Annotated in this window: 25 protein-coding genes; 17 read left to right on the plus strand and 8 right to left on the minus strand. The window is 69.7% G+C overall.

Translation table 11 applies throughout. The features are described 5' to 3' along the window. Nucleotides 1-18: 18 nt before the first annotated feature. Nucleotides 19-1,149, plus strand: a complete 1,131-nt coding sequence (locus ACFQ6S_RS31585) for an adenylate/guanylate cyclase domain-containing protein (protein ID WP_383417318.1) — start codon at nucleotides 19-21, stop codon at nucleotides 1,147-1,149. A gap of 55 nt (nucleotides 1,150-1,204) precedes the next feature. Here ACFQ6S_RS31585 and ACFQ6S_RS31590 read toward each other — a convergent pair whose 3' ends face one another. Continuing rightward, entirely contained in the window at nucleotides 1,205-1,795 is a 591-nt protein-coding gene (locus ACFQ6S_RS31590) for a hypothetical protein (RefSeq protein ID WP_383417321.1), read from the minus strand. Nucleotides 1,796-2,065: 270 nt separating this feature from the next. Between ACFQ6S_RS31590 and ACFQ6S_RS31595 the strand changes: the two genes are divergently transcribed. The 3 genes from ACFQ6S_RS31595 to hutH all read left to right on the plus strand — a co-directional run bounded on the left by ACFQ6S_RS31595 (nucleotide 2,066) and on the right by hutH (nucleotide 5,947). Further along, nucleotides 2,066-2,869 carry an enoyl-CoA hydratase/isomerase family protein gene (locus tag ACFQ6S_RS31595; RefSeq protein WP_383417324.1) on the plus strand — a complete coding sequence of 268 codons (804 nt, stop codon included), beginning with the start codon at nucleotides 2,066-2,068 and terminating at the stop codon, nucleotides 2,867-2,869. A gap of 278 nt (nucleotides 2,870-3,147) precedes the next feature. Beyond that, the gene (locus ACFQ6S_RS31600) at nucleotides 3,148-4,293 is read left to right on the plus strand and encodes a diguanylate cyclase domain-containing protein (RefSeq protein ID WP_383417327.1); all 1,146 of its coding nucleotides are present in this window, start codon (nucleotides 3,148-3,150) and stop codon (nucleotides 4,291-4,293) included. An 85-nt stretch (nucleotides 4,294-4,378) separates the two neighbouring features. Then, nucleotides 4,379-5,947: a histidine ammonia-lyase gene (gene hutH / locus ACFQ6S_RS31605; RefSeq protein WP_383418252.1), complete on the plus strand. Its 1,569-nt coding sequence runs from the start codon at nucleotides 4,379-4,381 to the stop codon at nucleotides 5,945-5,947. A gap of 55 nt (nucleotides 5,948-6,002) precedes the next feature. On the opposite strand, the gene ACFQ6S_RS31610 is transcribed toward hutH, so the two are convergent. Together ACFQ6S_RS31610 and ACFQ6S_RS31615 are read right to left on the minus strand one after the other, a co-directional pair. Next, the gene (locus ACFQ6S_RS31610; RefSeq protein ID WP_383417330.1) at nucleotides 6,003-6,764 is read right to left on the minus strand and encodes a hypothetical protein; all 762 of its coding nucleotides are present in this window, start codon (nucleotides 6,762-6,764) and stop codon (nucleotides 6,003-6,005) included. A gap of 42 nt (nucleotides 6,765-6,806) precedes the next feature. After that, nucleotides 6,807-7,145: a hypothetical protein gene (locus ACFQ6S_RS31615; RefSeq protein WP_383417333.1), complete on the minus strand. Its 339-nt coding sequence runs from the start codon at nucleotides 7,143-7,145 to the stop codon at nucleotides 6,807-6,809. Nucleotides 7,146-7,254: 109 nt separating this feature from the next. On the opposite strand from ACFQ6S_RS31615, the gene ACFQ6S_RS31620 reads away from it, so the two are divergent. From ACFQ6S_RS31620 to ACFQ6S_RS31650, 7 genes are all read left to right on the plus strand, one after another. After that, nucleotides 7,255-7,608 (plus strand): hypothetical protein, encoded by a 354-nt coding sequence (locus ACFQ6S_RS31620; protein WP_383417336.1) that lies wholly within the window; start codon nucleotides 7,255-7,257, stop codon nucleotides 7,606-7,608. Between the two features lie 219 nt (nucleotides 7,609-7,827). After that, nucleotides 7,828-9,072: an Ig-like domain-containing protein gene (locus tag ACFQ6S_RS31625; RefSeq protein ID WP_383417339.1), complete on the plus strand. Its 1,245-nt coding sequence runs from the start codon at nucleotides 7,828-7,830 to the stop codon at nucleotides 9,070-9,072. A 158-nt stretch (nucleotides 9,073-9,230) separates the two neighbouring features. Then, nucleotides 9,231-10,709 carry an ABC transporter permease gene (locus tag ACFQ6S_RS31630; protein WP_383417342.1) on the plus strand — a complete coding sequence of 493 codons (1,479 nt, stop codon included), beginning with the start codon at nucleotides 9,231-9,233 and terminating at the stop codon, nucleotides 10,707-10,709. Nucleotides 10,710-10,947: 238 nt separating this feature from the next. Next, the gene (locus tag ACFQ6S_RS31635) at nucleotides 10,948-11,631 is read left to right on the plus strand and encodes an ABC transporter ATP-binding protein (RefSeq protein WP_383417345.1); all 684 of its coding nucleotides are present in this window, start codon (nucleotides 10,948-10,950) and stop codon (nucleotides 11,629-11,631) included. 197 nt (nucleotides 11,632-11,828) lie between these two features. Further along, nucleotides 11,829-15,137 carry a S8 family serine peptidase gene (locus ACFQ6S_RS31640; protein WP_383417347.1) on the plus strand — a complete coding sequence of 1,103 codons (3,309 nt, stop codon included), beginning with the start codon at nucleotides 11,829-11,831 and terminating at the stop codon, nucleotides 15,135-15,137. 306 nt (nucleotides 15,138-15,443) lie between these two features. Next, the gene (locus tag ACFQ6S_RS31645; RefSeq protein WP_383417348.1) at nucleotides 15,444-15,983 is read left to right on the plus strand and encodes a YceI family protein; all 540 of its coding nucleotides are present in this window, start codon (nucleotides 15,444-15,446) and stop codon (nucleotides 15,981-15,983) included. Between the two features lie 48 nt (nucleotides 15,984-16,031). Further along, complete coding sequence (locus ACFQ6S_RS31650) at nucleotides 16,032-16,802, plus strand: group II truncated hemoglobin (RefSeq protein WP_383417351.1); 771 nt, start codon at nucleotides 16,032-16,034, stop codon at nucleotides 16,800-16,802. A 19-nt stretch (nucleotides 16,803-16,821) separates the two neighbouring features. Here ACFQ6S_RS31650 and ACFQ6S_RS31655 read toward each other — a convergent pair whose 3' ends face one another. The 3 genes from ACFQ6S_RS31655 to ACFQ6S_RS31665 form a co-directional block, all read right to left on the minus strand. After that, nucleotides 16,822-17,589 carry an SDR family oxidoreductase gene (locus tag ACFQ6S_RS31655; RefSeq protein ID WP_383417353.1) on the minus strand — a complete coding sequence of 256 codons (768 nt, stop codon included), beginning with the start codon at nucleotides 17,587-17,589 and terminating at the stop codon, nucleotides 16,822-16,824. Nucleotides 17,590-17,675: 86 nt separating this feature from the next. Next, nucleotides 17,676-18,059: a VOC family protein gene (locus ACFQ6S_RS31660; protein ID WP_383417356.1), complete on the minus strand. Its 384-nt coding sequence runs from the start codon at nucleotides 18,057-18,059 to the stop codon at nucleotides 17,676-17,678. Between the two features lie 219 nt (nucleotides 18,060-18,278). Beyond that, a complete protein-coding gene (locus tag ACFQ6S_RS31665) occupies nucleotides 18,279-19,319 on the minus strand; it encodes an NAD(P)-dependent alcohol dehydrogenase (RefSeq protein WP_383417358.1) in 1,041 nt (346 codons plus the stop codon). A gap of 179 nt (nucleotides 19,320-19,498) precedes the next feature. Between ACFQ6S_RS31665 and ACFQ6S_RS31670 the strand changes: the two genes are divergently transcribed. Then, nucleotides 19,499-20,440 carry a helix-turn-helix domain-containing protein gene (locus ACFQ6S_RS31670; protein WP_383417360.1) on the plus strand — a complete coding sequence of 314 codons (942 nt, stop codon included), beginning with the start codon at nucleotides 19,499-19,501 and terminating at the stop codon, nucleotides 20,438-20,440. Between the two features lie 21 nt (nucleotides 20,441-20,461). Here the strand turns inward: ACFQ6S_RS31670 and ACFQ6S_RS31675 are convergent, their stop codons facing one another. Further along, nucleotides 20,462-20,929 (minus strand): SRPBCC family protein, encoded by a 468-nt coding sequence (locus ACFQ6S_RS31675; protein WP_383417363.1) that lies wholly within the window; start codon nucleotides 20,927-20,929, stop codon nucleotides 20,462-20,464. A 126-nt stretch (nucleotides 20,930-21,055) separates the two neighbouring features. Here ACFQ6S_RS31675 and ACFQ6S_RS31680 point away from each other — a divergent pair, with 126 nt between their 5' ends. Continuing rightward, nucleotides 21,056-21,853 (plus strand): nitrilase-related carbon-nitrogen hydrolase, encoded by a 798-nt coding sequence (locus ACFQ6S_RS31680; protein ID WP_383417366.1) that lies wholly within the window; start codon nucleotides 21,056-21,058, stop codon nucleotides 21,851-21,853. A 25-nt stretch (nucleotides 21,854-21,878) separates the two neighbouring features. Here the strand turns inward: ACFQ6S_RS31680 and ACFQ6S_RS31685 are convergent, their stop codons facing one another. Further along, nucleotides 21,879-22,322, minus strand: a complete 444-nt coding sequence (locus ACFQ6S_RS31685; protein ID WP_383417369.1) for a hypothetical protein — start codon at nucleotides 22,320-22,322, stop codon at nucleotides 21,879-21,881. Between the two features lie 244 nt (nucleotides 22,323-22,566). On the opposite strand from ACFQ6S_RS31685, the gene ACFQ6S_RS31690 reads away from it, so the two are divergent. From ACFQ6S_RS31690 to ACFQ6S_RS31705, 4 genes are all read left to right on the plus strand, one after another. After that, entirely contained in the window at nucleotides 22,567-24,525 is a 1,959-nt protein-coding gene (locus ACFQ6S_RS31690; RefSeq protein ID WP_383417370.1) for a caspase family protein, read from the plus strand. A gap of 10 nt (nucleotides 24,526-24,535) precedes the next feature. Beyond that, the gene (locus ACFQ6S_RS31695; protein ID WP_383417373.1) at nucleotides 24,536-24,802 is read left to right on the plus strand and encodes a hypothetical protein; all 267 of its coding nucleotides are present in this window, start codon (nucleotides 24,536-24,538) and stop codon (nucleotides 24,800-24,802) included. A 194-nt stretch (nucleotides 24,803-24,996) separates the two neighbouring features. Further along, on the plus strand, nucleotides 24,997-25,509 hold the full coding sequence (gene msrA, locus ACFQ6S_RS31700) for a peptide-methionine (S)-S-oxide reductase MsrA (RefSeq protein WP_262007061.1): 513 nt from the start codon (nucleotides 24,997-24,999) through the stop codon (nucleotides 25,507-25,509). A gap of 107 nt (nucleotides 25,510-25,616) precedes the next feature. Further along, nucleotides 25,617-26,399 (plus strand): metallophosphoesterase, encoded by a 783-nt coding sequence (locus ACFQ6S_RS31705; RefSeq protein ID WP_383417376.1) that lies wholly within the window; start codon nucleotides 25,617-25,619, stop codon nucleotides 26,397-26,399. Nucleotides 26,400-26,429: the final 30 nt, after the last annotated feature.

Consider the following 26,429-nt stretch of genomic DNA (forward strand, 5'->3'; position numbering starts at 1 on the left):
ATCGGAAGGGCAGCAGGCGTGACCGTCGACGACACGGGCTCCGGCGCGGGCGCGGACGGCCGGGTGGACCCCCACGCCGCCGACCCCGGCGAGGATCCGCTCGCGCTGCGTCTGGAACAGCTCATCCTCGGCGCCGAGCGGCGCTACACCCCGTTTCAGGCCGCCCGCAGCGCCGGTGTCTCGATGGAGCTGGCGTCCCGCTTCTGGCGGGCCATGGGCTTCGCCGACATCGGGCAGGCCAAGGCGCTGACCGAGGCCGATGTGCTGGCGCTCAGGCGCCTCGCCGGTCTCGTCGAGGCGGGGCTGCTCAGCGAGGCCATGGCCGTGCAGGTGGCCCGGTCCACCGGGCAGACCACCGCCCGGCTCGCCGAGTGGCAGATCGACTCGTTCCTGGAGGGCCTGACCGAGCCTCCCGAGCCCGGGATGACGCGCACCGAGGTGACGTACCCGATCATCGAGCTGCTCCTGCCCGAGCTGGAGGAGTTCCTCGTCTACGTCTGGCGCCGTCAGCTCGCCGCCTCGGCCGGCCGGGTCATCCAGGCCGCCGACGACGAGGAGATGGTCGACCGGCGCCTCGCCGTGGGCTTCGCCGACCTGGTCGGATTCACCCGGCTGACCCGGCGCATGGAGGAGGAGGAACTCGGCGAACTCGTCGAGGCCTTCGAGACCACCGCCGCCGACCTGGTGGCCGCGCGCGGCGGGCGGCTGATCAAGACCCTCGGTGACGAGGTGCTGTACGCGGCCGACGACGCGGGGGTCGCCGCCGAGATCGCGCTGCGGCTCATCGAGACGATGGCCCACGACGAGACGATGCCCGAGCTGCGGGTCGGCATCGCGTTCGGCACGGTGACCACCCGGATGGGCGATGTGTTCGGCACGACCGTGAATCTCGCCTCCCGGCTGACGTCGATAGCTCCGCGTGACGCCGTGCTCGTCGACAGCGCGCTCGCGGAGGAGCTGATCCGAACGGGCGAAGCGCCGGCGTCGGAGGCGGAGGCGGCGGAGGCCGCGGCCGCCGCCGAGAAGGAGGGCGAGGAGCCGCCGGTGTACCGCTTCGCGCTGCAGCCGATGTGGCAGCGGCCGGTGCGAGGACTTGGTGTGGTCGAGCCCTGGCTCTTGACACGGAGGGCGCCCGCCGGGGGCGAGTGAACGCCGGTGGAGTGGCGTTCGACCGCGGTTTCGGGGCGTGGCAGGGCCGGTCGCCTCAGTCGTCCGCGGCCAGGGGGTCCACGCACAGGCCGATGACCGGGATGCAGACGGCGTTCTCGTCCGGGTGGGTCGGCTGGGCCGGCGGGGGGCTCGTCGCGGGCCGGCCGGGCGTCGGCCGTGCGGGCGGCGGGGTCGGCCGAGGCGCGGCGCCGGTCGTGGCCGGTGCGGGGGACGCGGGCGGCGGGGTGTCGGCCGAGGTGGGGATCGCGGAGCTCGGTGGTGGAGTGGCCGCAGTGGTCCCGGTCGGTACGGCGATCGTCGTGGCGGTCGGTGTCGTGCCCAGGCCGCCCATGGCGGAGGTGGCCGTCGGGGTCGCCGTCGGCCGGGTCGTCGGGAAGGTGGCCGCGGCGTTCGTCGCGCGGTCCGGTTCCGAGTTAGTGCCGGGGGCCGGGGCGGGGTCGGACTCCGGTGCGGCGAGGCCGGTGACGCCCGAGTCCGGAGTGAGGCGTACGAGGCTCAGGGCGCCGGCGGCCAGGGCCAGGCCTCCGGCCGCGAGGAGGACCTTGCGCGGACGAGGGCGGCGATGGCGGCCGCGGGCGCCGAAGAGGCGGTTGGTGGGGGCGTCGGGTGCCGGCGGCTCCGTCACCGCGGCTTCTTTTGCCGTCCCTCGTGCCTTCGGCCCGTCCACCGTCATGCTCATCGCGACCCCTCCCCATGCGCTCGCGCCCCCAATGCGCCGTGGTGTCGCGCACGCTATGCGCTGCCGTGGGCGGTAGGGCGGGGGTTGGGCGGGATGTCACTCGAACGGGGTGTCGGGACTGGACTCGGGAACCGGTCGTGGTGGGCCTTTCGCCGGCCGGGTCCGGCTGCGATGATCGGGGCGAATGTTGTTAACCCGCGTTAACCGGAGGGTGTCATGAGTGAGGAGCGGTACGGGGAGTTCGTGCTGGTAAGGCGGCACGGGGACGCCGGGCATGTCGCGGAGCTCGCCCTCGACCGGCCCAAGGCCATGAACGCGGTCTCCACGGAGATGGCCCGCTCGATCGCGCGGGCGTGCGAGGCGCTGGGCGCGGACCGGGACGTACGGGTGGTGGTGCTGACCTCGACGCATGAGCGAGCGTTCTGTGTCGGGGCCGATCTGAAGGAGCGGAACTCCTTCAGCGACGCGGAGCTGGTGCGGCAGCGGCCGGTGGCGCGGGGTGCCTATACCGGGGTGCTGGAGCTGCCGGTGCCGACGATCGCGGCCGTGCACGGCTTCGCGCTGGGCGGTGGCTTCGAGCTGGCGTTGTCGTGCGATGTGATCGTGGCCGACGGCACGGCCGTGGTGGGGCTGCCCGAGGTGTCCGTCGGGGTGATTCCCGGCGGTGGGGGCACGCAGTTGCTGCCCCGGCGGGTGGGGGCGGCCCGTGCGGCGGAGCTGATCTTCACGGCCCGGCGGGTCGAGGCCGCCGAGGCCCGTGCGCTGGGGCTGGTGGATGTGCTGGTGGAGGACGGGCGCGATCGGGAGGAGGCGCTGGCGCTGGGTGCGCGGATGGCGGCGAACTCGCCGGTGGGGCTGCGCGCCGCCAAGCGGGCGTTGCGGGTGGGGCACGGGCTGGATCTGCGGGCCGGGCTGGAGGTCGAGGACGCGGCGTGGCGGTCGGTGGCGTTCTCGGGGGACCGGGCGGAGGGCGTCGCGGCCTTCAACGAGAAGCGGAAGCCGGAGTGGCCGGGGGAGTGAGGCGGGGCTCGTAGGCCGTGTCCGCAAAGTCCCGCCTGCCCCGTGACGCCTGGCACGCACCCCCAGAGGGGGACCCCGCTCGCCGCACCGGGCGAAAGCCCGAATGCGTCCGCTACGAGGGCTCCCGCCCGGCACGCCGAGAGCACGCTCCCTCATCGCCGCTGCGGGGCCCGCCCTCCGGGCGGACGACGGGACTTGCGGACACGGCCCAGCCCGGTGGCCTCCCCGTTCGCCACGCCAGAGTCCCAAATCGGTGCAAACCTCCCTAACCTGGGGTGATGGGTGAGGACGCACGGCTCGCGGCCGTGGTGGCGCTGGCGCAGGGGATGGCGGCGGCGCACACCCCGCGCGAGTCCTGGCGGGCGGCGGCGCTCGGGGCGTGTCGGGCGCTCGCCGGGAGCTTTGCCGCGCTGTCGGTGTGGGAGCGGGAGCTCGGCCGGCTGCGGGTGCTGGTGAACGTGGGGGAGCGCACCCGGGGGGAGGAGGAGTTCCCGGGTGACGAGGCGTATCCCGTGCATCAGTTCCCGGAGATCACCGAGTTCCTGCACGAGCGCTGGGTCGCCGGGGGCGAGCCCGATGCCTGGGTGGAGACGGCCGAGGGGCCCGCCGCCGGGCATCCCGAGTACATCCATCAGCGGGTCGCCGCCCTGCGGCGTCGCGGGCGGGGGTGCTGTGTCGTGGCGCCGGTCATCCTGAACGGGCGGGCCTGGGGGGAGCTGTACGTCGCCAGGTCGGTCGGGGCACCGGTCTTCGACCGGGGGGACGCCGACTTCGCCACCGTGCTCGCCTCCGTCGTGGCCGCCGGACTCGCGCAGAGCGAGCGGCTGGAGGAGGCCCGGCGGCTGGCGTTCACCGACGCGCTCACCGGGCTCGCGAACCGGCGGGCCGTCGATGTGCGGTTGGAGGAGGCGATCGAGCGGCATCGCCGGGACGGTGTCGTCGTCAGCCTCGTCGTCTGTGACCTCAACGGGCTCAAGCGGGTCAATGACACGCGCGGGCATGCCGTGGGGGACCGGCTGCTCGAACGGTTCGGGTCGGTGCTGTCGTTGTGCGGGGCGATGCTGCCCGGGGCGCTCGCGGCGCGGCTCGGCGGTGACGAGTTCTGTCTGCTGGCGGTCGGGTCGCCGGCCGACGAGGTGGTGAAGGCGGCCGACGAACTGTGCCGTCGGGCCGGTGGGTTGGAGCTGGGGGAGGGAGTCGCCTGCGGGGTCGCCTCGACCGAGGACCCGATCGGGGCCGTGCGCTCGGCCCGGCGGTTGTTCCGGCTCGCCGACGCGGCGCAGTACCAGGCCAAGGCGTCCCGGGCCGACCGGCCGGTCGTCGCGGGGCGGGAGGGCCCGGACGATCCGGTGGTGCGGCTCGCCGACGAGCCCTTCGGGGAGGGAACGGCGGAGCGCAGGCGCTTCCGCGGGCGTCCGACGTGACGCCACCCACGCGCGGGGTAAGGGGTGTACTCCCCATCCACTAGTGACATCTTCGTCTTCACTGCGTACGCTCCTGAATATGGATATGCACACTGTGGTGGTGGGGACGTCCGGGGTCACCGCGTCCGACGTCCTTGCCGTGGCGCGTGGCGGTGCGCGCGTCGAGCTGTCGGCCGAGGCGCTCGCGGCCCTTGCCGCGGCCCGGGAGATCGTGGAGGCCCTGGCGGCCAAGCCCGAGCCCGTCTACGGCGTCTCCACCGGGTTCGGCGCCCTGGCGACCCGGCACATCAGCCAGGAGCTGCGGGCCCAGCTGCAGCGCAACATCGTCCGCTCGCACGCCGCGGGGATGGGGCCGCACGTGGAGCGTGAGGTCGTACGGGCGTTGATGTTCCTGCGGCTCAAGACCGTCTGCTCGGGGCACACGGGCGTCCGGCCCGAGGTCGCGCAGACCATGGCCGACGTCCTCAACGCCGGGATCACGCCCGTCGTCCACGAGTACGGCTCCCTCGGCTGCTCCGGCGACCTCGCTCCGCTGTCGCACTGCGCGCTCACCCTGATGGGGGAGGGGGACGCCGAGGGCCCGGACGGTGTCGTGCGGCCCGCCGGCGAGCTGCTCGCCGCGCACGGCATCGCCCCCGTCGAGCTGCGCGAGAAGGAGGGCCTCGCCCTCCTCAACGGCACCGACGGCATGCTCGGCATGCTGGTCATGGCCCTCGCCGACCTCGACACCCTCTACAAGTCGGCCGATGTCACCGCCGCCCTCAGCCTCGAAGCGCTGCTCGGGACCGACAAGGTCCTCGCCCCCGAACTGCACGCCATCCGCCCGCATCCCGGGCAGGGCGCCTCCGCCGCCAACATGCTGGCCGTGCTGAGCGGTTCGGAGCTGACCGGGCATCACCAGGACGACGCCCCCCGCGTGCAGGACGCCTACTCGGTGCGCTGCGCCCCGCAGGTCGCCGGCGCCGGGCGGGACACCATGGCGCACGCGCGGCTCGTCGCCGAGCGGGAGCTCGCGTCCGCCGTCGACAACCCGGTCGTCCTGCCTGGGGGCACCTCCCAGGCTTTTGGCTCTGGGGGAGGACGCGTCGAGTCCAACGGCAACTTCCACGGGGCGCCCGTCGCCTACGTCCTCGACTTCCTCGCCATCGCCGTCGCCGACCTGGCCTCCATCGCCGAGCGCCGCACCGACCGGCTGCTGGACAAGAACCGCAGCCACGGGCTGCCGCCGTTCCTGGCCGACGACGCGGGTGTCGACTCGGGGCTGATGATCGCCCAGTACACGCAGGCGGCGCTGGTGAGCGAGCTGAAGCGGCTGGCCGTCCCCGCCTCCGCGGACTCCATTCCGTCGTCCGCCATGCAGGAGGACCACGTCTCCATGGGCTGGTCCGCCGCCCGCAAGCTGCGCACGGCCGTGGACAACCTCACGCGCGTCCTCGCCGTCGAGCTGTACGCCGCCACGCGCGCCATAGAACTGAGGGAGGGCCTCGCCCCCGCCCCGGCCTCGCAGGCGGTCATCGACGCCGTACGGGCCGCCGGTGTGCAGGGCACGGGACCGGACCGGTTCCTGGCGCCCGACCTCGCCGCGGCCGACGCGTTCGTGCGCGGTGGCGAGCTGGTCACGGCGGCCGAGAAGGTCACCGGCCCGCTCCAGTGACCCGGCAAGGGGCCCTGTCGACTCGACAGGGCCCCGGTACGACGGCGTGGACGGGTTACTTCAGCTTCGCCGCCTGAGCGTCGATGACGGCGGCCGGGACCTTGTACGCCTTGTCCGTCATCATCAGGCCGAGGTTCATCGTGTAGTACGTGGCGATGGTGCTGCCGTGACGCACCACCTCGACGTGCGTGGTGCCGACGTCGCCGTCCTCCAGGTCGCTCTTCACGACGAACGCGATCGACTCGTCACCGGTGCCGGACCCCTTCTCCGGGGTGACCGCGGTGGGCTTCTGGTCCTCGCCCTGCATGACGAGCGGGAAGCCCTCGGAGCAGTTCTTCACCGCGTCCGACACGGACTTGAAGGTCTCCTCGGCGCCGGCACCGTCGTACGAGGAGAGCCCGACGACCGTCAGGGTCATGTCCATCGCGTCGGTGATCGAGTCCTCGATCTCGGACTCGCTCAACTCGTCCACGGGCTTGGAGGCGTTGGCGGTGGGCCGCTTCGTCTCCTGCTTCGCCATCGCGGCCGCGCCGGCGGCGGCGTCCCCCGGCGGCAGACCGCCCATGGCGTAGGCGAGCGGCCGGCACTGCTCGTCGGTGCTCTTGATCTGGTCCTTGGACGGCAGCTGCTTGCCCGACCCGTCCACCTTGTAACCCTCGACATCGCCGTCGGCGATGATCGCCTTCTTCAACTCCGCGGCGCTGAGCGCCTTCGCGTCCGAAGTGCCGGACTCCCCACCGCAACCCGTGACAAGGGCGAGCGACAGCGCGCTCACGGCAACCGTGGCGGCTACACGTACGCCCGATGATCTCTTCATGGGCGGACTATGAAGCGCAGGTCAAAGAGACGTCAAGCCAATTTAGAAGCCCAGGCGTTCGCGGCGGACCGAGTAGGTGATGAAGCCCGCGCCCAGGGTGAGGAACAGCGTTCCGCCGATGACGTACGGAGTGGTGTCGAAGCTTCCGGTGTCGGCGAGCCGGGTGTCGTCCGCCGTGGTGCCGTCCGTACTCTCGGAGGCGGCCCGCGCCTGCTGGGTGACCTGCGTCGTCGGGGTCGCCGCAGGGTCCGTTCTCGCCGGCTCGTCGCCTGTCGCGTTCGCGGAGGGCACGAACCACAGGGCGCCCAGCAGGGCCCCCGCGGCGGTGGCGGTCAGCAGCGATCGGCGAGCGGTGGACGACGATCGGTGAGCGGCGGACACGGAATATCGATCCCCTTGTGGCGCTGGCGAATTGGCCGTGTGGGGCGATGTTAGTGAAAGTCGCGGGTCACGGGAAAGTCACGGGAGAAATGAGCCGTACGCTCCGGGCATGAGTACTCCAGAAACATCACGTTTTGTACGGCTTCGCGTGGAACTCGTCCTCGAAGTGGACGACGCGGACGCCGTGACCAAGGCCGCCCTGCGGCGGATCGCCGACGACAGCACCGTGCCGGTCGACGAGCGGGCCCACGCGGAGAGCGCTGTGACGGAAGACACTGCGGAGGCCGTCGCGTATCTCGTCGATCCGTTCGACCTGGTCAGTGAGGTACCAGGGGTCGAGCTCGCCCAGGCCTCCTGGTCCAGCGAGCGCATCGAGTACGACCCGGATTCGCCGGACTGGGACCTCGACGAGGATGATGGTGAGGAGGACTTCGACGGCGAGGGGGCCGTGCGGGCCGGCTGAGGCGTCTTGGGAGAATCGTGACCCCGGGCGGCAACCACTGCCCGGGGTTTCGTCGTCTCATGGGAAGCGCTGACCGAGATCCGCACCACCTGCCCCGGCGAACGTGGTGTGCCCCACACATCCATGGAATGTGGAACGGGACGAACCGGTCGTAGCGTTGAAGATCTTACGGGGACTCTCGGGCGTTTTGGGGATTCGGGAAAGATGGAGAAGCGTGTGATGACGAACAGTAGGCGGCGCAAGGGCCTGACGGTCGCGTCCGCACTGCTCGGCGGTGTCCTGGTGCTCTCGGCCTGCTCCGGCGGCGACGACGCCTCCGCGAGCGACGGCGACACCTCGCAGGCCAAGGTCGACGAGGCGGCCGCGAAGAAGACCTCCGAGGCCCAGATCAAGATCACGCCAGAGGACGGCACCGACAACGCCTCCATCAACAGCTCCGCCGCCGTCACCGTGAGCAAGGGCTCGCTCACCGAGGTGACGATGACGACCGCCGAGGGCGCCGCGGTCGAGGGCGAGATATCCGCGGACAAGACCAGCTGGAAGCCCAGCGCCCAGCTGGAGCGCTCCACGACCTACAAGATCGCGGTGACCGCGAAGGACTCCAAGGGCCTGGAGGCGCATGAGAACGCCTCCTTCACCACGGTCTCCCCGGACAACAGCTTCCTCGGCTACTTCACGCCGGAGGACGGCTCCACGGTCGGCGTGGGCATGCCGGTCTCGATCAACTTCGACAAGTCGATCAGCAACAAGGCGGCCGTCCAGAAGGGCATCACCGTCTCCAGCACCAGCGGCCAGGAAGTCGTCTGCCACTGGTTCAACGACACCCGCATGGACTGCCGGCCCGACGACTACTGGAAGGAGGGCTCGACCGTCACCATGAAGATGGCCCTGGACGGCGTCGAGGGCTCCAACGGTGTCTACGGCGTCCAGGAGAAGACGGTCACCTTCACGATCGGCCGCAACCAGGTCTCGTACGTCGACGCGAAGACCAAGCAGATGAAGGTCACGCAGGACGGCAAGACGATCAAGACCATCCCGATCTCCGCCGGCTCCCCGGAGAACAAGACCTACGAAGGCACCATGGTCATGTCCGAGAAGTTCAAGGAGACGCGCATGAACGGCGCGACCGTGGGCTTCACGGACGACGACGGCAAGGGCGAGTACGACATCAAGGACGTGCCGCACGCCATCCGGCTGTCCAGCTCCGGCACCTTCATCCACGGCAACTACTGGGGCGCCAAGTCCATCTTCGGCAGCGTGAACACCAGCCACGGCTGTGTGGGCCTGTCCGACACCAAGGGCGCCAACGACAAGGGCGTCGCGGGCTACTGGTTCTACAACAACTCGATCGTCGGTGACGTCGTGGTCGTCCAGAACACCGGCGACAAGACGATCGCGCCGGACAACGGCCTCAACGGCTGGAACATGGACTGGGCGCAGTGGAAGGCCGGTTCGGCCGTCTGACCGACCTCGGGCGCACAGCCGCCCCACAGCTCCCGCATGAGTAACCGATGCCGCCCCCAGGGGCGGCATCGGCGTTTCCGGGGGCCATCCCAGCCTTCTCATCCATCTCTTATTTCGGCCTTATCCCTTCATCACGAGCCGTCCTTAATTTGCGGCCCATGTTCTTCACCTACCTGAGGCGCGAGCTGCGCCGCCGCAGAAAGGCGGCCCTCGTCGTCGCCTCCGGACTCGCGCTGGGCATCGCGCTGGTCATCGTGGTCAACTCCGTGTCCTCCGGCATGAGCCAGGCCCAGGACAAGGTCCTGCAGTCGCTGTACGGCCTGGGCACGGACATGACCGTCACCAAGGCCGCCGAGCCCGCGGCGAGCAGCTCGGAGCGCCCGCGCTTCCAGTTCGACGCGCAGGAGGACGGCTCCGACGAGGAGCAGTCCACCGACCGCGTCATGGTCCAGGGCTTCCAGACGCTGTCGGCCTCGACCGTCACCAGGGTCGGCTCGCAGAGCGGTGTCTCCGACGTAGTCGGCGGGCTGAGCCTCCAGGTCATCAAGGTCAGCGGGCAGTTCACCCGCGGCCAGTTCCAGCAGGACCAGAGCGGCGGCGGCCAGCAGGGCGGGCCCGGGCAGGGCACCGGCGGCACCGGGCAGCCGCAGGGCGAGGTGCGCGGCGGCGGCGCCGACTTCGACGTCAACAACTACTCCGTCTACGGCGCCGACGTCACCAACCCGGCGCTCGGCCCGCTGACCTCCTCGAAGATCACCAGCGGGCGTACGTTCAAGTCGACGGAGACCAACGCCAAGGTCGTCGTCGCCGACACCTCGTACGCCAAGGAGAAGAAGCTCAAGGTCGGCTCGACCGTCACCGTCAAGGGCACCAAGTTCAAGGTGATCGGCATCGCCACGCCCGACAGCGGGGACGCGGCCGCCAATCTCTACATCCCGCTGAAGCAGGCGCAGACGCTCGCCGACGCGAAGGACAAGGTCACCACGATCTACGTCAAGGCGACCGACTCCCAGCGGATCGACTCCGTCAAGTCGGCCATCCAGAAGAACATCTCCGGTACGACGGTGACCACCTCCGCGGACCTCGCGGACACGGTGTCCGGCTCGCTGTCCACGGCGTCGTCGCTGGCGACGAATGTGGGCAAGTGGCTGTCGATCGCGGTGCTCGTGGCCGCGTTCCTGGTCGCCGGTCTGCTCACCTCCTCGGCCGTCTCCCGCCGGGTGCGGGAGTTCGGCACGCTGAAGGCGCTGGGCTGGAAGTCGGGGCGGGTGACCCGCCAGGTGGTCGGCGAGGCGGTCGTCAACGGGCTGCTCGGCGGGGCGCTGGGCATCGCGATCGGCCTCGCGGGCGCCTACGCGGTGACGGCGATCAGCCCGACGCTGGAGGCGCAGCTGGGCGGCGGTAGTGGTGGCGGCGGCCTGGGCGCCGGCCCCGGTGGCGGCGGTTTCGGGGGCGGCGGTCCGGGACGGCAGACGGCCGCCTCGACACTGGACGTGGCCCTGACGGCGCCGGTCAGCCTGACGACGGTTGCGCTCGCGGTGGGGCTCGCGGTCGCCGGTGGCCTGATCGCCGGCGCGTTCGGCGGCTGGCGTGCGTCGAGGCTGCGGCCGGCGGACGCACTGCGCCGTGTCGAGTAGCAGGCGCCGCGCCGGGGCTGGGCGGGGGTGGGTCGCGCGGCCCGGCGCGAACGGGTCGCCGCCCGCGCCCACCCGTGCCGCCCCAGGCGGCACGCCCGCCCGCGGTCTGGGTCCTTGCCAGCCGACGGGACTGCACGCCCTAGGGGCGCGGGGGAATGCGCGATCAGCCCCCACTCACCCGCCGCGAACAACGAATCGGACCACCCCCGAACCCCCTCCCACCCAGGAGCCACCCACCATGTACGAACTCAGAAACGTCACCAAGCGCTACACCCGGGGCAAGGACACCGTCCACGCCCTCGACGGCGTCGACCTCACCATCGCGGACGGCGACCGCCTCGTCATCCAGGGCCCCACCGGCGGCGGCAAGTCCACCCTCCTCCAGATGCTCGGCGGTCTGGACCGTCCGACCTCCGGTGAAGTCGTCCTCGACGGCACCGACTTGGCCAGGCTCTCCGAGACCCGGCTCACCAAGGTCCGCAGCGAGAACATCGGCTTCGTCTTCCAGTCCTTCAACCTGATCCCGACCCTCACCGCACAGGAGAACGTCGAGACCGCCCTCGTCCCCCTCGGCGTCAAGACGAAGGAACGGCGCGAACGGGCCGCCGAGGCCCTGACCTCCGTAGGCCTGGGAGAGCGGCTCGGTCACCTGCCGTCCGAGATGTCCGGAGGACAGCAGCAGCGCGTCGCCATCGCCCGCGCGCTGGTCAAGGAGCCGAAGGTGCTGCTGGCCGACGAACCCACCGGAAACCTCGACGAGTCGATGCGCGACGAGATCATGGACGTACTCGAACGCATGTGGAAGGAGCTCGGGTTGACCTTCATCATGGTCACCCACGACTCGGCGATCGCGAAGAAGGCCCCGCGGCTGGCGACCATCCGCAAGGGACGCATCAGTGTCAAGGAGAACGCGGGGGCGTAACCGCGCGACTGGGTAACGGAGTTCGCGCCGTCGCGTAACAGTCGGCGGGTGTGCTTCTCATCTTCTTCTCATCTATTGAGGCGTCTGATCGCCCCTCGGCATACTGCGTATTCCGGGGGGCGACGCGCATGCGTACGGGACCTCCCCCGGCCGGGTGAACGGGGAAAACTCACCCGGACCATCTGCAAGGGGGAAACTTGCGCAGACAAGTCAAAAGAGTGGGCACGGCCGCTGTCGCCACGGCCGCCGCCGTCGCCCTCGCCGCGGGCATGACCAGCCCGGCGTCGGCGGAACCCGAGCAGCGCCCCTCCGGCGCCGCCTCGTTCACGTCCCCCCACCGCATCACCCTGATCACGGGTGACCGGATCTCCGTCGACTCCAAGGGCCGTGTGGTCGGCCTGGAGCGGGCGAAGGGGCGCGAGCACATACCCGTACAGATACGCAAGGCCCACGGGCACACCCTGGTGATCCCGGCCGACGCGGCCCGGCTGGTCGCCACCGGCAAGGTCGACCAGCGGCTGTTCGACGTCACCGAGCTGAGCAAGTCGGCCACCCGCACCTCCCAGGCCAAGGGCCCCAAGGTCATCGTCGGCTACCAGGGCGCGGCCGCCGGCGCCAAGGCGGACGTCCGGGACGCGGGCCGGCTCCGGCTGACCCTGAAGTCCCTGAACGCGGACGCGGTGCAGACCACGCACCAGGACGCGGCCGAGCTGTGGGACGCGCTCACCAACGGGGACAAGACGGCCTCCGGCATCGCGCACGTCTGGCTCGACGGCGTCCGCAAGGCCAGCCTCGACAAGTCGGTGGCACAGATCGGCGCTCCCAAGGCATGGGCGGCCGGCTACGACGGCAAGGGCGTCAAGATCGCCGTCCTGGACACCGGCGTCGACGCCACCCACCCGGACCTCAAGGACCAGGTGGTCGCGGCCAAGAACTTCAGCCCGGCCGCCGACGCCACCGACAAGGTCGGCCACGGCACACACGTCGCGTCCATCGCGGCGGGCACCGGCGCCAAGTCCGGCGGCAAGTACAAGGGCGTCGCACCGGGCGCCGACCTCCTCAACGGCAAGGTCCTCGACGACGAGGGCTTCGGCGACGACTCCAGCATCGTGGCGGGCATGGAGTGGGCCGCCGAACAGGGCGCCGACGTCATCAACCTCAGCCTCGGCGGGCCGGACACGCCCGAGATCGATCCGATGGAGGCGGCGGTCAACAAGCTGTCCGCCGAGAAGGGCGTCCTCTTCGCCATCGCGGCCGGCAACTCCGGCCCGGAGACGGTCGGTTCGCCCGGCAGTGCCGAGGCCGCGCTCACGGTCGGCGCGGTCGACGACAAGGACGCGCTCGCGCCCTGGTCCAGCACCGGCCCGCGGGTCGGCGACGGCGGCATCAAGCCGGATGTGACCGCTCCGGGTGTGGCCATCACCGCCGCGTCCGCCAAGGGCAGCCTCATCGAGCAGGAGGTCGGCGAGAACCCGCCCGGCTATCTGACGATCGACGGCACGTCCATGGCGACCCCGCATGTCGCGGGCGCCGCGGCGATCCTCAAGCAGCAGCACCCGGACTGGAAGTACACCGAGCTCAAGGGCGCCCTGACCGGTTCCACGAAGGGCGGCAAGTACACGCCCTTCCAGCAGGGTTCGGGCCGGATCCAGGTCGACAAGGCCATCAAGCAGACCGTGATCGCCGACCCGGTGTCGGTGAGCTTCGGCACGCAGGCGTGGCCGCACACCGACGACAAGCCGGCCACCGAGGAGCTGACGTACCGCAACCTCGGTACGAAGGACGTCACGCTCCAGCTCTCCGCGACGGCCACCGACCCCAAGGGCCAGGCGGCCCCGGCGGGCTTCTTCAAGCTCGGCGCGACGAAGGTGACCGTACCGGCGGGCGGCAAGGCCTCCGTCGGCCTCACCGTGAACACCAAGCTGGGCGGCACGCTCGACGGCGCCTACTCCGCGTATGTCACGGCGACGGGCGACGGGCAGAACGTCCGTACCGGCGCCGCGGTGCAGCGTGAGGTGGAGTCGTACGACGTCACCGTCAAGCACATCGACAAGGACGGCAAGCCTGCCCCCGAGTACAACACCGCCTTCCTCGGCTACGCGGGCCTGGCGACGAACCGGGGCTTCCAGGTGCCGGTCGTCGAGTCCGGCGTCACCAAGATGCGGCTGCCCAAGGGCACGTATCTGATGGACGCCTGGATCGCCAAGGACTGGGTGAACCTGGAGGGCGGCCTCGACTGGGTGATCCAGCCGAAGCTCAACCTCACCAAGAACACCTCCGTGACGGTCGACGCCCGGACGGCGAAGTCGGCCGACATCACCGTCCCGGACGCGCAGGCCAAGCCGGTCCTCGTCGGCAGCAACTACTTCTACGAGGCGGCCGGAATCGGCCTGGGCGTCGGTCTCGACTCCTTCGCCAACCTGCGCATGGCGCACCTCGGACCGGAGGTCCCGAGCGGTCTGACCCAGACCTGGAGCGGCCAGTGGACCAAGGGCGCCACGGCCGAGTACGACGTGGCCACGACCGCCAAGGTCAAGAAGATCCAGGGCAAGAAGGTCCGTCACTTCAAGGCGGGCGAGCTCGCCAAGGTGACGAACCACCTGGGTGCCTCGTCCGCCAACAAGACCGGTGGGCTGCTGCCCCTGGGCGTCTTCCCCGAGGACGTCGCGATCGGCATGCCGATCGAGCAGAAGCTGCCGGGCTCGCGGACGCTGTACCTGTCGACGTCCGACAAGATCCAGTGGACGTTCGACTTCGAGCAGTACGGCGGCAAGGACGCGGACGGCTTCCCGATCCCGGACGCGTACTACACGCTGGGCCTTCCGCAGACCTTCAAGGCGGGCCAGAGCTACTCGAAGACCTTCAACACGGCGGTCTTCGGCCCGCACGTCAACAAGGACTTCGGCCTGTTCCGTGAGGGCAACGACATCTACGGCCTGCTGCCGCTGTTCGCCGACGGCAACAAGCACGCCGGCTCGTCCGACTTCACCGCGGTGACCACGAGCCTGTACCGCAACGGCACCCGGCTCGCCACCAACGACGACCCGCTGTTCGGCGAGAAGATGTTCCGGGTCCCGGCCGCCGAGGCCGAGTACAAGCTGACGACCTCGGTCAAGCGCAGCGTCAAGGTCGCGGCCGCCTCCACGCGGGTCGACGCGAGCTGGACCTTCCGCTCCAAGAAGTCGGCCGCCGACCGGGTCACGCTCCCGGCCTCCACGGCCCGCTTCGACGCCAAGACCGGGCTGGACAGCCGGGTCGAGGCCGACAAGAAGGTGACGTTCCCGGTCACCGTCGTCGGTGCGGCGGCGGGCGCCAACCTCAAGTCGCTGCACGTCTACGTGTCGTACGACTACGGCCAGACCTGGAAGAAGCTCGAGGTCAAGGACGGCAGGATCACCGTGAAGAACCCGGCGAAGGGGAAGGGCATCTCCTTCCACGCCAAGATCGCCGACAAGAAGGGCAACAAGTCGACGATCTCGATCTACAACGCCTACTACGGCAAGTAGGAGGCGCTGAGCGAAAGCCCCGCCGGAGGTGGTACCTCCGGCGGGGCTTTCCCGTGCGCGGCCGGTGTCAGCCCGTCGTCCAGGGCCGCAGCTTCTGCCGGTAGGCGACATTGATCAGCTGACGGCGCTCGTTCATGATCGCGTCCAGCTCCGGATCGGTCATGGTGCGGCCCGCTCCCTCGCTCACGACTGCCTTCACCACTTCGACGACGCGGCCCGCCGGAATGTGACGTCGAAAGCCGCGCCTCACATTCCGCGGGCCTGAACCGTCGTACCGGTGAGACGGATGCCAAGGAGTGACCCACCATGACGACCACCACCACGCTCGGCGAGCTGACCGGCGACCACGTCCTCGACAGCGCCCGCACCCGGATCGGCTTCGTGGCCCGGGCCGCGATGATCAGCAAGGTGCGCGGACGGTTCGACGACTTCGAGGGGACCGCACACCTGGACGGCGACGACCCGTCGAGGTCCGGGGTCCGGATCGTGATCCGGGCGGGCAGTATCAGCACCGGCAAGCAGAAGCGCGACGACCATCTGCGCAGCGCCGACTTCCTGGACGTCGGCCGGCACCCGACGATCACCTTCACCTCGACGAAGGTGCGGCAGGTCGGCGAGACCCGGTTCGAGGTCACCGGTGACCTGACCGTCCACGGCGTGACCGGGCCCGCCACCGTGCACTTCGAGCTGACCGGCGCCGGGAACGATCCACACGGCGGCCCCCGCGCCGCTTTCCGGGGCCGCGCGATCATCAACCGCAAGGACTGGGGTGTCAGCTGGGGCGGGCTCCTGATCAGCGAGAAGGTGGCGCTGGAGCTCGACGTCGCGGCGACCCGTCGACGTTGAGTTGCCGGAGGACGAGCGTCCGGTCGGATTTCGTGTTTCCGTGTGGCCATGACGGCTCACACGGTCGAATACATCCGGTACCGCATCCCCGAGCAGAAGTCGGCGGAGTTCCTCGCCGCCTACACCCGAGCCGCGGCCCAGCTTGCCGCGTCGCCCCACTGCGTCGATTACGAACTCGCCCGGTGCGAGGAGGACTTCGAGCACTACGTCCTGCGCATCACCTGGACGTCGACGGAGGATCACCTGGAGGGCTTCCGCAAGTCGGAGCTGTTCGCCGACTTCTTCGCGGAGATCCGCCCGTACGTCACGCACATAGAGGAGATGCGCCACTACAAGCCGACGGTGGTCCGCGGCGCGGGCGCGTCGGTGCCGACGCTGTACGCCTGGGCGGGCGGGGCGGAGGCGTTCTCCCGTCTGACCTCGGTCTTCTACGACAAGGTGGTCAAGGACGACGTGCTCGCCCCGCTGTTCGCGCACCTGGACCCGGACCACGCCGAACACGTGGCGCTCTGGCTCAGCGAGGTCTTCGGCGGCCCGCCCGCCTACTCCGAGACCCAGGGCGGCCACGGCCATATGGTCGCCAAGCATCTGGGCCGCGGGATCACCGAGCCCCAGCGCCGCCGCTGGGTCAACCTCATCCAGGACGCGGCCGACGAGGCGGGCCTGCCGACGGACGCGGAGTTCCGCTCGGCGTTCGTCGCCTATGTGGAGTGGGGCACGCGGCTCGCGGTGTACTTCTCCGGCCCGGACGCGGTGCCGCCGGCGGAGCAGCCGGTGCCGAGGTGGAACTGGGGGTCCGCGCCGCCGTATCAGGGATGACGGGGGAGGGCGGCGGGCCCTAGTGCTTCACCGTCTCCTCGAGGAACTCCTCCCACGTCCGCTTCCCCACCTCGGCCCCCTCCAGCGTGAGGTTCGCCCCCGCCCGGTACGCGCGCCCCGCCCTGCCGGGGATACGGATCGGCAGGGACGGGCGGTGGCGCCTTCCGCTGAGGTCCAGATACGGCCGGACCAGGGAGGGGAGGTCGTAGAGCTTGGGGCCGGTGATGTCGGGGACCAGCCCGGAGGGGGCGCCGAGCGTCAACTCGGCCAGGCGGGCGGCTACTTCACGGGAGTCGACCGGCTGGAGGCGCAGACCGCCGGGTGACGGCAGGACCGGCAGCCTCGTCATCTGCCGCACCGTCTTCAGCGTCAGCTCGTGGAACTGGGCCGCCCGCAGGGTCGTCCACGGGATCCCGGAGTCGGCCACCGTCCGCTCCGCCGCCAGCTTCATCCGGAGCCAGGCCAACGGGACCCGGTCCGCGCCGACGACGGAGATGTACACGAGGTGGCCGACGCCGGCCCGCGCCGCGGCGCGCACCAGGTTGCGTGTCGCCACGTCGTCGCCCTTCGGGCCGCCCGCCAGATGCAGCACCGTCCCGGCTCCCGCGACGGCCGCCTCGACGCCCTCGTCCTTCATCAGGTCGCCGGTGACGTGGGTGAGGCCGGGCTCGGGTGCGCGCTCGCGGCGGCTGAGGACGCGTACCTCATGGCCCGCCGCCCGCAGCAGCGGGACCACGTGGCCGCCCAGGGTGCCCGTACCGCCGGTGACCAGGATCGTCGATGTCATGACCGCTCCGCTTCCATCGTGCTCGGGTGTGCCTGCGCCGGTATGACGCCGGGCGGAGCGCGGATGTGACGGGCGGGCGGGAGCGGTCAGCCGCCGCTGCCGTACGGCCTTGTGAGGATCTCCAGGTTGTGGCCGTTCGGGTCGTCGAAGTACGTGCCGCGGCCGCCGTCGTTGTGGTTGATCTCGCCGGGCCGGCGGTGGTACGGGTCGGCCCAGTACGTCAGACCTGCGTCCCGTATCCGGCCGAAGATCGTGTCGAAGTCGTCCTCCGACACCAGGAACGCGTAGTGCTGCGGGGTGATCGCGCCGGTGGAGTCCAGGTAGTCCAGGGTCACACCGTTGGGGATCTCGACCGGGATGAAGGGGCCGTACTGCGGGCTCACTTCCAGGCCCAGGAGGTCGGCGAGGAAACGGGCCGACTCCTTCTTGTCGTGCGCGGCGACGATGGTGTGGTTGAGCTGGACGGTCATCGGGGCTGCCTCCTCGTGTGCACGGATCGGACGGGCTCCTTCGCCTTTCACGCTAGGCAGCGCCGTCCCGCGGCACATCGGTCGCAGGGAGGGGGTCGGGGTACTCCTCCGGTACTCCGACCTACGGCCGTCGCGCATGCCGAGGGCCCCGGAGCGGGGGTGGCTCCGGGGCCCTCGGTGGTCAGCGACGAGGAATCGCCGTTCCAGGTCCTCGCCGTATCAGATCGTCGAGGTGTCGATCACGAACCGGTACCGCACATCGCTGCTGAGCACCCGCTCGTACGCGTCGTTGATCTGGTCCGCGTCGATCAGCTCGATCTCGGCGCCGATGCCGTGCTCCGCGCAGAAGTCGAGCATCTCCTGGGTCTCCCGGATGCCGCCGATACCGGAGCCGGCGAGGGTCTTGCGACCGGCGATCACGGAGAAGAGGTTGAGGGAGACGGGCTCCTCGGGGGCGCCGACGTTCACGAAGGCACCGTCCGTCTTCAGCAGGGACAGGTACTGGTCCAGGTTCAGCGGGGCCGACACCGTGGACAGGATCAGGTCGAAGCTGCCGTACAGGTCCTTGAAGGTCTGCGGGTCGCTGGTGGCGTAGTAGTGGTCCGCGCCCAGCCTCAGACCGTCGTCCTTCTTGCGCAGGGACTGCGACAGCACGGTCACCTCGGCGCCGAGCGCGTGCGCGATCTTCACGCCCATGTGGCCGAGGCCGCCCATGCCGAGGATCGCGACCTTCTTGCCGGGGCCGGCGTTCCAGTGCCTGAGCGGGGAGTAGGTGGTGATGCCGGCGCAGAGCAGCGGCGCGGCGACGTCCAGGGACAGGCCGTCGGGGATGCGGACGACGAAGCTCTCGTCGACGACGATCTTCTCCGAGTAGCCGCCGTAGGTCGGCTCGCCGTTCTTGTCGAGGGCGTTGTACGTGCCGATCTGGCCCTTGAGGCAGTACTGCTCCAGACCGGCCTTGCAGTTCTCGCACTCACGGCAGGAGTCGACCATGCAGCCGACGCCCACGCGGTCGCCGGCCTTGTACTTCGTCACACCCGGGCCGACCTCGGAGACGACGCCGGCGATCTCGTGGCCGGGGACCATCGGGAAGATCGCCTCGCCCCAGCCCTCACGGGCCTGGTGGATGTCGGAGTGGCAGATACCGGCGAACTCGATGTCGATCAGGACGTCGAACTCGCCGACCGCACGGCGCTCGATGGTGGTGCGCTCCAGCGGAGCCTTGGCGGCGGGTGCTGCGTATGCGGCAACGGTGGTCATGCCGGGGTTCTCCTAGCGGGGGATTCGCGCCCGGCTGCCTTCTGGTCCTGCTCGTCCGGGCACGCATTCAGCCTGCCGATTCGAGCGCCGGTCACCCAGACCTCGGTCGTACGTACGTTCGCTGTGCCTACCACTGGCGGGGACAGGCTCGTACGCGTACGACCGGGAATACTTGAGGCATGGATGAACAGCCCCGATCCATGACAGGACCCACCGCCGACCCGGCCGCCGGGCGGCGGGCCGGGCTGGACCGGCGCGCCGAGCTCAGCGAGTTCCTGCGCACCCGACGGGCCCGGCTGAAGCCGGAGGACGTGGGGTTGCCGGACTTCGGGCGGCACCGCAGGGTGCCGGGGCTGCGGCGCGAGGAGCTGGCGCAGCTGGCCGGGGTGTCCGTGGCCTACTACACGCGCCTGGAGCAGGGCAACGGGCGCAATGTCTCGGCCGAGGTCCTCGACGCCATCGCGCGGGCGCTGCGCCTGAGCGACGCCGAGCACGCGCATCTCATGCATCTGGCGAAGCCGAAGCAGCACAAGAAGAAGCCGGCGGCCCGCACGGAACAGGTGCGGCCGGCGCTGGGGCAGCTGCTGGACTCGATCGAATCCGTCCCGGCGTACGTCTCGGGCCGGCGCTCGGACATCCTCGCCTGGAACCGGATGGCGGCGGCGGTCTTCGGCGACTGGGCGGAGCTGCCGGCGCAGGAGCGGAACTGGGCGCGGCTGGTGTTCCTGCGGCCCGAGTACCGCGATCTGTTCGTGGAGTGGGACCAGAAGGCGTCCGACATGGTCGCCTTCCTGCGCATGGACGCGGGCTGCCACCCGGACGACCCTCGGCTGTCCGCCCTCGTCGGCGAACTCTCCGTCAAGAGCGAGGAGTTCCGCCGGCTGTGGGCCATCCACGACGTCAAGGAGAAGGGCTACGGCGTCAAGCGGCTGCGGCATCCTCTGGTCGGCGAGCTGACCCTGAACTTCGAGTCGTTCCGCCTGACCGACGGCACGGAACAGACCTTGATCACCTACCACCCGGAACCGGGCTCGCCGTCGGCGGAGGCGCTGCGGCTGCTGGCCAGCTGGGGGACGGACGCGACGAAGGCGGGAACGGGGGCGTCGGCGCCGAAGGCGTGACCCGCCCCGCTGTGACCTGCCTCAGCCGCCTTGGCTCCGGCCCTCGACCGCCCGGGCGATGTCGTCCAGGTCCTTGGCGATGGCCTTGGTCACCGCCCGGGTGCCCAGGCCGCCGAGGATCTTCGCGAGCAGCCCCGCGACGCCGCCGGCCACGGCCGTGAACGTCATCCGGACGGTCGACGCCGACGGTCCGTCCGCGCGCACCTGCCACTCCGTGACGTAGTGCGTGCCATGCGACTCGGCCTCCACGACATAGCGCTCGGGCGGCTCGCAGACGGTCACCCACATCTCCTCGGTGGCCTCCTTGCCGAACATCCGCCGGGTCTCCCGCCACCGCGTCCCCACGCCGAAGGCGCCACCCGTGAGCACCTCGACGCGGGTCACCCCGCTGAGCACGCGCTCCATCCCGGCCAGGTCCGTCAGGGCCTCCCAGACCGGCCCCTGACCTGCCGCGACACTCCGCTCCACCACGACACTTTTGCTGGTCATGCCTTCATGAAACCAGCAGCCACCGACAACGGCCCGACGGCTCGGACAGCTCCGACGGCTGAAGCACGGGCCGACAAGTGGCTGCCCGAGCCGGTCTCCCTACGCTGGAGGTGGGAGGTGACAGCCATGCGTGCCTCACTCATCCAGCTGTCCGTCGACGCGTCGGAGACCGCCGAGGAGCGCCGCCACAGAGCGGCCGCGCTGGTCCGCGACCGGGCGGGCGACGATCTCGTGGTGCTGCCGGAGCTGTGGACGGCCGGCGCCTGGTCGTACGACCGCTGGGACGACGACGCCGAGAAGATCGACGGCCCCACCGCCGAGGTCATGTCGGCCGCCGCCCGGCAGGCCGGGACGTGGCTCCACGCCGGATCGATCGTCGAACGGGACGCGGACGGAACCCTGTACAACACCGCGCTCCTCTTCGACCGCACCGGTGACCTGAAAGGCATCTACCGCAAGATCCACCGATACGGCTTCGACACCGGCGAGGCGACCTTGATGGGCGGCGGCCACGACATCGTCACCGTGCCCGCCGACTTCGGCGTGATCGGCCTGGCCATCTGCTACGACCTCCGCTTCCCGGAACTCTTCCGGGGCCTGCTGGACGCGGGCGCGGAACTCATCGCGATCCCCGCCGCCTGGCCCGCGGCCCGCCTCACCCACTGGCAACTCCTCACCCGCACCCGTGCCCTTGAGGAACAGGTCTTCCTCCTCGCCTGCTGCGCGACAGGCACCCACGCCGACATGCACCAGGCGGGCCACAGCGCGATCATCGACCCCTGGGGAACGGTCCTCGCCGAGGCCGCCACCGGCGAGGAGACCCTGACGGCGGACCTGAACATGACCGAGGTCGCCCGGATCCGCGGCGAGCTTCCTGTGCTGCGGGATCGGGTGCTTGCGATCGCGGGGCCCGGGGCGGGGTGAATCCGTTGCCCTCCCGGCCTTCGTCTCAGTCGCCCGAGTGCCCCCAGAAGTGGATCTCTTGAGGGCTGCCCTGCTCGTCGTGCAGTACTGCGCATCGCCCGATCCATCGTGACCGGGGGAAGACGTCGAAGTCCTTGACGTGCGCACGCGTCAGCTTGTCGGTACCCAGCAGCTCGCGCGCTTCCTCGGCGGTCACGGGCTCGACGGTGTTGTAGTCCGGGGTGTCGTCAGGCCCCACCACCCGGAAGATGTCGAGAATCGAGTGCGTACCGGCCTCCTGGACCAACTCGTCCTCCCACAGCGCCTCCAGCGACTGCGGCCGAGGCTCCCGCTCCTCCTCCGGCCGCCAGTCGTCGCCGTTGACCCAGTAGTAGTCGCCGGCCTCGAACACCGCACGCCGCAGCTCCTGAAGCGCGGCGTTCAGGTTCTCCTGGTACGGCACGTAGTAGTCCCACCCCGATGCCCCCACGGCCCACATCCCCTTCCTGCTTTCCTGCTTTCCCATGGACAGCGGAAGCTAGCACCCGCCTCTGACATCCAGGTCATGGGCTTGGGAAACTGTGGTGTGCCAGACCGTGCTTCGTCCTGACCGTTTTTGAACAAAATCGGCTGCAATAAACGGAGTCACGGGTACTCCTTGACGCCTTCTTCGTTTCGCACGATTCTCCTCTCTTGGAGGGATGCCCCGACCTCTCCCAAAGGGGGATGCTGCGGTGAGAAGAGCGAAATCGATCCACTTCGGCCTCAATGCAGTGGACCCCCAGCACTATCAGGGATGGCAGGGTCTGCTGCGTGGGTGCGAAAACGACGCCCGGGACATGGAGCGCCTCGCTCGGAGTGCAGGATTCGACACCCGTACGTTTCTGACGCGGAATGCCACCCGCGCCGCTCTCGCCTCCGCTCTTCAGGAAGCCACACTCACGCTGCGCGCAGGTGACACATTCCTGATGACCATCTCGAGTCACGGCGGCCAGTTGCAGGACATCAGCGGGGAGGAAGCGGACCGGCTCGACGAGACGCAATGCCTCTTCGACGGCGAATGGCGAGACGATGAGACAGTCCTGTACTTGCAGCGTTTCCAGCCGGGTGTGCGGGCCGTCATCATGCTGGACTGCTGCCACAGCGGCACCGGGGCACGCGACTATCGCAACCGCCGGATGCAGCGCAATCCCTCGCAGTATCGAGCAATTCCACAGGACCTGTCGGACGAGATCTACGCCGCGAACAAGTCCTTTTACGACCGCACGGCACGCCGTACTGCCGGTGTACGCCGCGAAGATCTGCGGACGCCGGTCGTCACTCTCTCTGCCTGCAGAGACTCTCAGCTCGCCCGGGACGGAAGCACCAACGGGCTTTTCACTGAATCCGTCCTCAGGGCATGGAACAGCGGGAGCTTCAAGGGGAATTACTCACACTTCCACCGGGCAGTCCAAGTGCTGATTCCGGCACGGTACGACCAGAACCCAGAACTCAACCATTTCGGCGAGGGGAGCGAGGCGCTCCTGAACGAGGCCCCTTTCTCCATCGGAGGACGGACATCCATGTCACAGTCGCCCTCGGGCTCAGCCCCGGCCGTCAATCCTGGACCCACCGTTGGCTCAACCCCCTGGAAGTGGGGCCTCCCCCAGTCCTCGGACAAGGGCACGGGCGCACGGAGCTCGAACGGTCGCCGGCCCGTGGAGCCGGGCCCTCGACGCGCTTACGGATTCGGCTCCCCCGGCAAGCAGGATCGATCCGATCCCGGCCGCGAGCCGGCCATCCCCGGCAGCCTGGTGATCCCCGCCGTCACCCTGACGCTGGAGGAGCTTCTCGCCGACTCGGACGGTACTCGGGGCACGCAGAGCGTCGACGAACTCCTCACCGGTCTCGGAGAGTCCTTCATCGACGGTGACCGAGTCGAATGGACGGCCCCGGCCGATATTCCCGACGAGCTTGCCCGATATTTGAGCGCCTCGGTCCAGGAACTCAACAACAAGCTCCAGGCAGGGCTCTTGGATCTGGCTTCGGACGGAAGCATAGCCTTCTCCGACGAGGCGGTTCTGCCCGAAGGCACGTATGTCACCTCGACGACGAAATCAAATGATCTGTACGTGATCAGCAACCGACGTCGACAGCGTGTCACGCCCGACGTCATCACGCGCGAGGGACTCACGCAGAGCGACATCCAGCAGCTCGACCCCGCCACACTGTTGGCCATTCCTCTCGATACAGCCCCCTTGCGGGCCGTCGGCCAGGAAGTGACCACATATCTCTGGAGCGACCTCCGCGCCGGACACTTCATGCAGAGCTGGGCCTGGCTCCAGGGCACCGCTCTCACGACTCGCACGGTCACAGAAAGCGTCACCTGGTTCGGTGGCTATACCGGCGGCGTCAGGTTCAATCTCTACGACGCCGAGGGCCGGGCGATCCAGCACGAAATCATCCGCTACCGGTACGGCTGCGACGGTCGGGCCTTCGGATCCGGGCGACGGGACGAGACCGAAGTCGTTCAGATCCCGCAGGATGTCGCGGACCGGACTGCCTCCATCCTCGTCTCGCACTACTGGGACCCGAAAGTAAATCTCGTGGACATCCTGATCGATGTCGCGGAGTTCGTCTGGGAAGCGATCAAGAAGATCGCCGAGGCTCAGGAGAACGGCCAGGCGGTCAACGCAGGAAACACAGGAATTTGAGGGGGACGTCATGGCGGAAGTGCAGACCCGATGGTGGGGGCTGGTCGTCTCCCTCGACCGGTCAGAAGGTGATTTCGCGGCCACGGGGATTCCGGTCGCGGGCGAGCTGCTCGTTCTCACCGTTCCCCTCTACGGCCCCCTCATCCTGGCGGCCATCGAGGCACACAAACAGTGGATCGGTTCTCGCCTGGGCACAGAGGGCGTCGACCTCCATCTCAACTGGGCGGGCTTTCTGCACTGGGTGGAGACCCGAGGTGAGCTCAAGGCTGCCGACTGAGGTGACGATCACCGTGTAGCCATCCCGCGTCGTCCAGAGTGCCCGGCCCTCGCCTGCGATCGCAGGGCGAGGGCCGCTGGACGGGCAAGGAATCGCCCGGAGCCCTCATGCGTTGAGCAGGGTGGGCATCGGATGGCGGTGGTGTGCGCGCCGAGTGGCCCTAGTGACCGAGCGACACGTATAGGAGGGCCGCAATGGCTGCGCAGACGCAGAGGGCCGTGCTGGCGGGCGGATGTTTCTGGGGAATGCAGGACCTGATCCGTCGGCTCCCGGGCGTGACGGCGACCCGCGTCGGATACACCGGCGGTGACGTGCCGAACGCGACGTACCGGAATCACGGCACGCACGCGGAGGCCATCGAGATCCTTTTCGACCCTGAGAAGACCGACTTCCGCGCGATCCTGGAGCTCTTCTTCCAGATCCACGACCCCAGCACCAAGAACCGCCAGGGCAACGACATCGGCCTCAGCTACCGCTCGGCGATCTACTACGTGGACGACGAGCAGAAGCGGATCGCCGAGGACACGATCGCGGATGTGGACGCCTCCGGCCTGTGGCCCGGCAAGGTCGTCACCGAGGTGGAGCCGGTCGGCCCCTTCTGGGAGGCCGAGCCCGAGCATCAGGACTACCTGGAGCGTTACCCGGACGGCTACACCTGCCACTTCCCGCGCCCGGGATGGCGGCTGCCCGCCCGCGCGGAGGGCTGACCGAGCGAGGCCATGCCTGCTCCGACGGAGCAGGCGGTGTCCCGCCGCCGGCGAAGGGCGCCGGTGGCGGGACACAGTAGGTGACCTGCGCCCGGATCAGCGCACGGGTGACCAGAGGGCTGTGGTACGCCTTCACCGTCGGATCCGTGCGGGTGATCAGCCTCGCCAACGACGACGTCGCCTACCAGGACGGCGGCAACTCCTATATCCGGGGCTATTCCGGAGGCGCCCAGCGGCGGTGGCTGGAGGCGGAACTCGCACACACCCGGGCCGACCGGGCCATCGACTGGATCGTCGTGGTCATGCACCAGGTCGTCATCTCCACCGCCGACCACCCGGGCAACGGCGCAGACCTCGGCATACGTCAGGAATGGCTGCCGTTGTTCGATCAGTACGGTGTCGACGTGGTCGTTTGCGGTCATGAACACCACTACGAGCGATCGCATCCGATCCGGGGCCGCCAACCCAACGACACGATGACGCCCACTCCGGCGGCCACCCGCACCGACCTCGTCGACACCACCGAGGGCACCGTCCACATGGTCATCGGCGGAGGCGGCACCTCGATCCCGTCCATGGACGTGCTGTTCGACATCCCACAGTGCAACGTCATCACCGGCGTCGGTCCCGCTGGGGCGAACGGCAGGAAGACGCCCGTCTACGTGTCCGAAGCGGCACCCTGGTCGGCGGTCAGAGACCGCGTCAACCCCTATGGCTTCGTCGCCTTCTCCGTCGATCCCGGCACCCATGCCGGCGGAACCACGACGATGTCCGTGACCTACTACGCCGTCACCGGCTCCTACGGCCAGGCCGAGCCGGTCGACGCCTTCACGCTCCGCCGTGCCCGCAACGACGGCAACCACGGCAACCACGGCCCGAGCCCACGCTGACTCAGCACCGCCGTTGTTTCCCGCCCTCTT

Source organism: Streptomyces sp. NPDC056479, from assembly GCF_042795335.1.
Lineage (GTDB): Bacteria > Actinomycetota > Actinomycetes > Streptomycetales > Streptomycetaceae > Streptomyces.

Excerpts from the sequence above, each read along its gene's own strand:
- ACFQ6S_RS31655 (WP_383417353.1), bottom strand. The coding sequence starts at position 17,589 with ATGACATCGACGATCCTGGTCACCGGCGGTACGGGCACCCTGGGCGGC.
- ACFQ6S_RS31670 (WP_383417360.1), top strand. The coding sequence starts at position 19,499 with ATGGATGAACAGCCCCGATCCATGACAGGACCCACCGCCGACCCGGCC.
- ACFQ6S_RS31680 (WP_383417366.1), top strand. The coding sequence starts at position 21,056 with ATGCGTGCCTCACTCATCCAGCTGTCCGTCGACGCGTCGGAGACCGCC.
- ACFQ6S_RS31665 (WP_383417358.1), bottom strand. The coding sequence starts at position 19,319 with ATGACCACCGTTGCCGCATACGCAGCACCCGCCGCCAAGGCTCCGCTG.
- msrA (WP_262007061.1), top strand. The coding sequence starts at position 24,997 with ATGGCTGCGCAGACGCAGAGGGCCGTGCTGGCGGGCGGATGTTTCTGG.
- ACFQ6S_RS31630 (WP_383417342.1), top strand. The coding sequence starts at position 9,231 with ATGTTCTTCACCTACCTGAGGCGCGAGCTGCGCCGCCGCAGAAAGGCG.
- hutH (WP_383418252.1), top strand. The coding sequence starts at position 4,379 with ATGCACACTGTGGTGGTGGGGACGTCCGGGGTCACCGCGTCCGACGTC.
- ACFQ6S_RS31645 (WP_383417348.1), top strand. The coding sequence starts at position 15,444 with ATGACGACCACCACCACGCTCGGCGAGCTGACCGGCGACCACGTCCTC.
- ACFQ6S_RS31600 (WP_383417327.1), top strand. The coding sequence starts at position 3,148 with ATGGGTGAGGACGCACGGCTCGCGGCCGTGGTGGCGCTGGCGCAGGGG.
- ACFQ6S_RS31610 (WP_383417330.1), bottom strand. The coding sequence starts at position 6,764 with ATGAAGAGATCATCGGGCGTACGTGTAGCCGCCACGGTTGCCGTGAGC.
- ACFQ6S_RS31620 (WP_383417336.1), top strand. The coding sequence starts at position 7,255 with ATGAGTACTCCAGAAACATCACGTTTTGTACGGCTTCGCGTGGAACTC.
- ACFQ6S_RS31595 (WP_383417324.1), top strand. The coding sequence starts at position 2,066 with ATGAGTGAGGAGCGGTACGGGGAGTTCGTGCTGGTAAGGCGGCACGGG.
- ACFQ6S_RS31660 (WP_383417356.1), bottom strand. The coding sequence starts at position 18,059 with ATGACCGTCCAGCTCAACCACACCATCGTCGCCGCGCACGACAAGAAG.
- ACFQ6S_RS31650 (WP_383417351.1), top strand. The coding sequence starts at position 16,032 with ATGACGGCTCACACGGTCGAATACATCCGGTACCGCATCCCCGAGCAG.
- ACFQ6S_RS31635 (WP_383417345.1), top strand. The coding sequence starts at position 10,948 with ATGTACGAACTCAGAAACGTCACCAAGCGCTACACCCGGGGCAAGGAC.
- ACFQ6S_RS31625 (WP_383417339.1), top strand. The coding sequence starts at position 7,828 with ATGACGAACAGTAGGCGGCGCAAGGGCCTGACGGTCGCGTCCGCACTG.
- ACFQ6S_RS31675 (WP_383417363.1), bottom strand. The coding sequence starts at position 20,929 with ATGACCAGCAAAAGTGTCGTGGTGGAGCGGAGTGTCGCGGCAGGTCAG.
- ACFQ6S_RS31695 (WP_383417373.1), top strand. The coding sequence starts at position 24,536 with ATGGCGGAAGTGCAGACCCGATGGTGGGGGCTGGTCGTCTCCCTCGAC.